The 6,198-nt window shown below is 72.3% G+C and carries 6 protein-coding genes; all 6 read left to right on the forward strand.

Annotated features, from left to right (window positions below):
- On the forward strand, positions 1–1,237 hold a 1,237-nt coding region (locus tag IE312_RS41165; protein ID WP_229900242.1), incomplete at its 5' end, for a toprim domain-containing protein.
- A 578-nt stretch (positions 1,238–1,815) separates the two neighbouring features.
- Positions 1,816–2,337 carry a DUF1453 domain-containing protein gene (locus IE312_RS21185; RefSeq protein WP_189983927.1) on the forward strand — a complete coding sequence of 174 codons (522 nt, stop codon included), beginning with the start codon at positions 1,816–1,818 and terminating at the stop codon, positions 2,335–2,337.
- Positions 2,334–3,485 (forward strand): sensor histidine kinase, encoded by a 1,152-nt coding sequence (locus tag IE312_RS21190; protein WP_189983928.1) that lies wholly within the window; start codon positions 2,334–2,336, stop codon positions 3,483–3,485. Before IE312_RS21185 ends, IE312_RS21190 begins: the two co-directional genes overlap by 4 nt.
- Positions 3,482–4,165, forward strand: a complete 684-nt coding sequence (locus IE312_RS21195) for a response regulator transcription factor (RefSeq protein ID WP_189983929.1) — start codon at positions 3,482–3,484, stop codon at positions 4,163–4,165. Before IE312_RS21190 ends, IE312_RS21195 begins: the two co-directional genes overlap by 4 nt.
- A gap of 162 nt (positions 4,166–4,327) precedes the next feature.
- On the forward strand, positions 4,328–4,783 hold the full coding sequence (locus IE312_RS21200) for a DUF485 domain-containing protein (RefSeq protein ID WP_229900264.1): 456 nt from the start codon (positions 4,328–4,330) through the stop codon (positions 4,781–4,783).
- A partial coding sequence (locus tag IE312_RS21205) for a solute symporter family protein (RefSeq protein ID WP_229900243.1) occupies positions 4,780–6,198 on the forward strand: 1,419 nt, incomplete at its 3' end. The genes IE312_RS21200 and IE312_RS21205, both read left to right, overlap by 4 nt.

The following is a 6,198-nucleotide window of genomic DNA, read 5'->3' on the forward strand; positions in this document are numbered from 1 at the left end:
CGGCCAGATGACCCCCACCGAGGTCACCCGTGAGCTGGGCGTCGACGTCGCGCTGCGCTGGGGCACCGGCTACGACACGACCGTACGATCGTTCGTCAACATCATCGCCACGCCCAAGGGCGGCACCCACGTCGCCGGCTTCGAGCAGGCGCTCACCCAGACGATGAACGATGTGCTGCGGGCCAAGAAGATGCTGCGCGTGGCCGAGGACAACGTCGTGAAGGACGATGCCCTGGAGGGCCTCACCGCCGTCGTCACGGTCCGTCTGGCCGAGCCGCAGTTCGAGGGGCAGACCAAGGAGGTGCTCGGCACCTCGGCGGCCCGCCGCATCGTGAACACCGTGGTCGGCAAGGAGCTCAGGGCGTTCCTGACGGCGACCAAGCGCGACGCCGCCGCCCAGGCCCGCGTCGTGATGGAGAAGGTGGTCGCGGCCGCCCGCACCCGGGTCGCGGCCCGCCAGCACAAGGACGCCCAGCGCCGCAAGACCGCCCTGGAGTCCTCGTCCCTGCCGGCGAAGCTCGCCGACTGCCGCAGCGACGACGTCGACCGCAGCGAGCTGTTCATCGTGGAGGGCGACTCCGCGCTCGGCACGGCCAAGCTGGCGCGCAACTCCGAGTTCCAGGCCCTGCTGCCGATCCGGGGCAAGATCCTCAACGTGCAGCGGTCGTCGGTGACCGACATGCTCAAGAACGCGGAGTGCGGGGCGATCATCCAGGTCATAGGAGCGGGCTCCGGCCGCACCTTCGACATCGACCAGGCCCGCTACGGCAAGATCATCATGATGACCGACGCCGACGTGGACGGCTCGCACATCCGCTGTCTGCTGCTCACGCTGTTCCAGCGCTACATGCGGCCGATGGTCGAGGCCGGCCGGGTCTTCGCCGCGGTGCCGCCGCTGCACCGCATCGAGATCGTCCAGCCGAAGAAGGGGCAGGACAAGTACGTCTACACGTACTCGGACCGCGAGCTGCGCGACAAGCTCATGGAGTTCCAGAGCAAGGGCATCCGGTACAAGGACTCCATCCAGCGCTACAAGGGTCTGGGCGAGATGGACGCCGACCAGCTGGCCGAGACCACGATGGACCCGCGCCACCGCACGCTGCGCCGGATCAACCTGTCCGACCTGGAAGCCGCCGAGCAGGTCTTCGACCTGCTGATGGGCAATGACGTCGCCCCCCGCAAGGAGTTCATCTCCGGCTCGGCGGCGACGCTGGACCGGTCGCGCATCGACGCCTAGCCGCTGCGCGGGTTCTGCCGACGGGGGAGGCGGATCTGGGGGCTCGCCGGGAGACGTCCGCTCCGGCAGGCGGGCCTCCGCAGGATGGCCGGCCGGTGGGGAAGCGGTACTCGCCGGACGGTGCCGACACCGTGTCCGCCGGGTGAGCGGACCCGGTCCCCGCGGCGGAGCCGGGCGGCCCGCCGATGGGGTTCGCGGCCGGCGGCCCACGAGGGCGGTCGGCTGACTGGTCAGGGGAGGTCCCGGGAGCGGGCCCGGCCGCCAGGCCCGCCGGGCCGGGGTCTACCACCCTGGGCGACCCGGCCTCGTTCAGGCCGAGGCGACGGCGTGCCCCCGCATGGACATGCCCCGGATGGCGAGGCCCTCCGGCTGGTCGTGTCGCGGGTGGCGGGCCCTCCGCCTGGACGCACCCCGTTCGCGGTCCTGACCATCTCTCCACCCGTGGGTGGAGTGGGCCGCTTCGATGATCCACCCTTGATCCACCCGGGCTCCGATCTCCTGGCCTGCACACCTCCGTAACGTCGAAGGCGTCGGCAGCACTCGCTGCCGGCACCGTCTTCTCGCACACGGGGGTTGCGATGTCCGGTCTCGTCAACGCGCTGGCGATCGCGGCCGTCGCCGCGATAGTGATCGCGCGGCAGTTCCGCGCCCGGGCGATCGACACGGACCGCCGCTGGTGGCTCCTGCCCGCCGTGCTCGCCGTCGTCGCGCTGCGCGAACCCGGTGTCCTCGACGCCCACCACCGCCTCGAATCCGCCGCCCTGCTCGCGGTGGAGCTGCTCATCGCGCTGGTCACCGGCATCGGCTGGGGCTGGACCACCCGCATCTGGACGGCGCCGGACGGCATCCGGTGGACCAAGAGCACGAAGGCGAGCGTCGCCGTCTGGGCCGTGGGCATAGCCCTGCGGGCCGGCGTCTTCGCCCTCGGTTACGCACTCGGTCTGCACCAGGACGGCTCCGCACTGATGCTGGGCCTCGCCGGCACCCTGCTGGTGCGTGGCGGGATCCTGACCTGGCGGGTCCGGTCCGCCGGCGCCGGGGACCGTCCCGCCCCGGCGTACGGTGACGTCGAGCGGCCGGCCCGGAAGGAGCACGTGTGACAGGGAACGTCTGGACACGCTGGCCGTCGCGGGAAGCGCTCGGCCGTGCGGGAACCACCCCGGCCCGGCGTGTGCTCGTCCGGGCCGTCCGACTGCTCGTGCTGGCCCTGCTCCTCTGGGGCGCCTTCAGCCAGAGGCACGTCGGCGTCGGGGGAGCGGTCGCGGCGGTGGCCGGAGTCGGCCTCGCCGCCCTGGTGTCCTGGGCCTATTTCCGGACCACCTACGCGCACCGGCTGTTGCCCTCCCTGGCGCTCATGGGCGTGCTCCTCGGTATCGGGGCCGCCGCCGAGGCCACGGGGTTCAGGGGGCCGGCCCTCGTGATCTGGTGCGGCTGCGGAATCGGCGCGCTGGAGCGGCTGCCGCTCGGTGCCGCTGTCCCCGTCGCGTCGGTGGCGCTGGCCTCGTACGCGGCGTCCACCAACGACGTCTGGCTGTCCACGGCCGCCACCGTGGCCGGCATGGCCCTCGCCGGGTACGTGCTGCGGCTGGACGCGGAAGCCCGGGGCAGCGCGCAGCGGCTGCTCGCCCAGGAACGCGCCGCCCGCGTGGCCGAGGCCGAGTCCGCCGCACTGGCCGAGCGGGCCCGCATCGCCCGCGAGATCCACGACGTCCTGGCCCACAGCCTCTCGGCGCAGCTCGTGCACCTGGAGGCAGCCCGCTTGCTGATCGAGAACGACGCGGACCGTGCACGGATCCTGGAGCGGGTGGTGGCCGCCCGGGGCATGGCCCGCGAAGGGCTCGCCGAGACCCGGCAGGCACTGTCCGCCCTGCGGGGGGAACTGACCCCGCTGGAGGACTTCCTGACCGGACTCGTCAGCTCCGCGGCCGGGGCCGAGGTCACCGTCACAGGTGAACGCAGACCCCTGCCGGCCGAGGCGTCCCAGGCCGTGCGGCGCGTCGCGCAGGAGGCGCTGACGAACGTGCGCAAGCACGCCCAGGGCGCCGAAGTGGCCGTGCGGCTCGACTACAGCGAACACGAAGTGACGCTGAACGTCCGGGACTCGGGCGGACGACCGGGCGAACTCGGGGCGGCCGGAGGCGGGTACGGTCTGCGGGGCATGCGCGAGCGCGCCGAACTGCTGGGCGGTTCCCTGGAAGCCGGGCCGGACGAGGAAGGGTTCGTGGTGACGCTGAAGGTGCCCGTATGACGGAGCCGGAAGGGGAGAGGAAGCCCGCACGGGTGGTGGTGGCCGACGACCAGACCGTCGTCCGCGAAGGCATCGTGATGCTGCTCGGGCTGCTGCCGGGCGTGGAGGTCGTAGGGGCCGCGGGAGACGGTGAGGAGGCGGTGCGGCTGGTGGGCGAACTCGCTCCGGACGTCGTGCTGATGGACCTCAGGATGCCCCGCTGCGACGGAGTGGAGGCCACTCGGCGGATCCGGGCCAGGTACCCCGGCACCCAGGTCGTGGTGCTCACCACCTTCGCGGACGACGAGTCACTGTTCCCTGCGCTGCGGGCCGGTGCCCGCGGGTATCTGACGAAGGACGCGGGCGGCGACGAGATCGTGCGGGCCGTGCACAGTGTGCTCTCGGGGGACGCGGGGCTGTCACCGAGTGTCCAGCGCCGGCTGCTGGAGCGGCTGTCGCAGCCGGAACCCGTGCCGGCCGTCCAGGAGGCACCCGACGGACTGACCGCGCGCGAGACCGAGGTGCTGGTGCTGATCGCCGAAGGCCTCAGCAACCAGGAGATCGCCCGAAGACTGCACGTGTCGACCGCGACCGTGAAGACCCACATCAACAATCTCTTCGCCAAGACGGGCCTCAAGGACCGGGCGCAGGCCGTGCGGTACGCGTACGGCAGGGGGCTGGTGCGGCCGCCCACCGGGTGAATCACCTGATGGGGTGAAGAGCGCGAGGAAGAAGAGTCAGAGATCTATCCCTTCTGTCCATCCTTGGGCATGCAGTCACGCAATGGTCGGCCCGGGGACGCCGGGGACGGTTCCGAAAGATCGGCCGACAACCAGGAAGACCACGCCACGCCCTCCCGGGACATGACGTACGAGGACCCTTGGTACGACACGCTGGCCTCCGGCTGGGGAGAACTGGACGGCACCGGCAGGCCGGCGCCGTCCGTGCCGCCCGCGCGCGGTGAGCCCGGGGCGGCCGCGGTGGACGCCCGCCAGGTCTACCTCCAGGTGCAGCGCAGTGAGGCGTTCCAGGAGGTCCGCGGCAGGTATCGGCGGTTCGTGGTGCCGGGAGTCGTCGGCTTCCTGGTCTGGTACGTGGGGTACGTGGTCGCCGCGACGACCGCGCCCGGGTTCATGGCCCGGCCCGTGGCAGGGGCGGTGAACGTGGGGATGCTCGCGGGGCTGGGGCAGTTCCTCAGCACCTTCCTGCTCACCTGGGCCTACGCCCGGCATGCCCGGCTGCGCCGGGACCGGGCCGCGCTGGAGCTGCGCTGGGACACCCAGGAACTGGCCCGCTGTGCGCGAGGAGGCGCCTCGTGAGCGGTGACCACCAGACGCTGGCGCTGCTGCTGTTCATCGGGTTCGTGGCGGTCACCCTGGGGATCACGACCTGGGTGAGCCGCAGGCGGCAGGGTTCGGCCGAGGAGTTCTACGCCGGCGGTCGGTTGTTCTCCCCGATGGAAAATGGTTTTGCCATCGCGGGCGACTACATGTCGGCCGCCTCCTTCCTCGGGATCGCCGGGCTCATCGCGCTGTACGGGTACGACGGACTGCTGTACTGCGTGGGGTTCCTCGTGGCGTGGCTGCCCGTGCTGTTCCTGGTGGCGGAACTGGTGCGCAACTGCGGGCGGTTCACCCTGGCCGACGTGGTGGCCGCCCGGATGAGGGAGCGGCCGGTGCGGATCGCGGCGGGCGTCTCCTCGGTCACGGTGTCCGTCCTGTACCTGGTGGCGCAGATGGTCGGCGCGGGCAGCCTGGTGGCGCTGCTGCTGGGGCGGACGGGCGGCGCGGCCCAGGCCTGGACGGTCATCGGCGTCGGCGCGCTCATGGTGATCTACGTGTCGTTGGGAGGGATGCGGGCCACTACGTGGATCCAGATCGTGAAGGCGGTCCTGCTGCTCGGCGGGACGGCCGTACTGACCGCGCTCGTCCTGCTGCGCTTCCACGGCGACGTCGACCGGCTGCTGCTGACGGCGGCGGACCGCAGCGGCCACGGGAAGGCGTTCCTGGCGCCGGGACTGAAGTACGGCGGGGACTGGACCGACCGGCTCGACTTCATCAGCCTGGGGCTCGCCCTGGTGCTGGGCACAGCCGGGCTGCCGCACATCCTGTCCCGCTTCTACACCGTGCCGACCGCCCGGGCCGCCCGCCGTTCCGTGGTGTGGTCGGTCGGTCTGATCGGCAGCTTCTACCTGATGACGATCGTCCTCGGGTTCGGCGCGGCCGCGGTGGTGGGGCCGGACGCCGTCCGCGGGTCCAACGCGGCCGGGAACACCGCCGTGCCGCTGCTCGCCCTCGATCTGGGCGGCGGGCCGGGCTCCACGGGCGGCACGGTGCTGTTCGCGGTGGTCGCCGCGGTGGCCTTCGCGACGATCCTCGCGGTGGTCGCGGGCATCACGCTCGCCTCCTCGGCCTCGGTGGCCCACGACCTGTACGCGTCGCTGCGCCGGCCGCGCGGCGAGCCCCGCAGCGAGGTCGCGGTGGCACGGTGGGCGGCGGTCGGCATCGGTGTCGTGGCGATCGCGCTCGGCCTGCTGGCCCGCGACCTCAACGTCGCCTTCCTCGTCGGCCTCGCCTTCGCGGTCGCCGCCTCGGCCAACCTGCCCGTCCTGCTCTACTCGCTGTTCTGGCGCGGCTTCACGACGCGTGGCGCGGTGTGGGCGGTGTACGGCGGGCTGCTGCCGGCGATCGGGCTGGTGCTGCTGTCCCCGGTGGTGTCCGGCAGCCCCGACTCG

The sequence above is a fragment of the Streptomyces capoamus genome (assembly GCF_014654935.1).
Taxonomy (GTDB): domain Bacteria; phylum Actinomycetota; class Actinomycetes; order Streptomycetales; family Streptomycetaceae; genus Streptomyces; species Streptomyces capoamus.

Excerpts from the sequence above, each read along its gene's own strand:
- IE312_RS21185 (WP_189983927.1), top strand. The coding sequence starts at position 1,816 with ATGTCCGGTCTCGTCAACGCGCTGGCGATCGCGGCCGTCGCCGCGATA.
- IE312_RS21195 (WP_189983929.1), top strand. The coding sequence starts at position 3,482 with ATGACGGAGCCGGAAGGGGAGAGGAAGCCCGCACGGGTGGTGGTGGCC.
- IE312_RS21200 (WP_229900264.1), top strand. The coding sequence starts at position 4,328 with ATGACGTACGAGGACCCTTGGTACGACACGCTGGCCTCCGGCTGGGGA.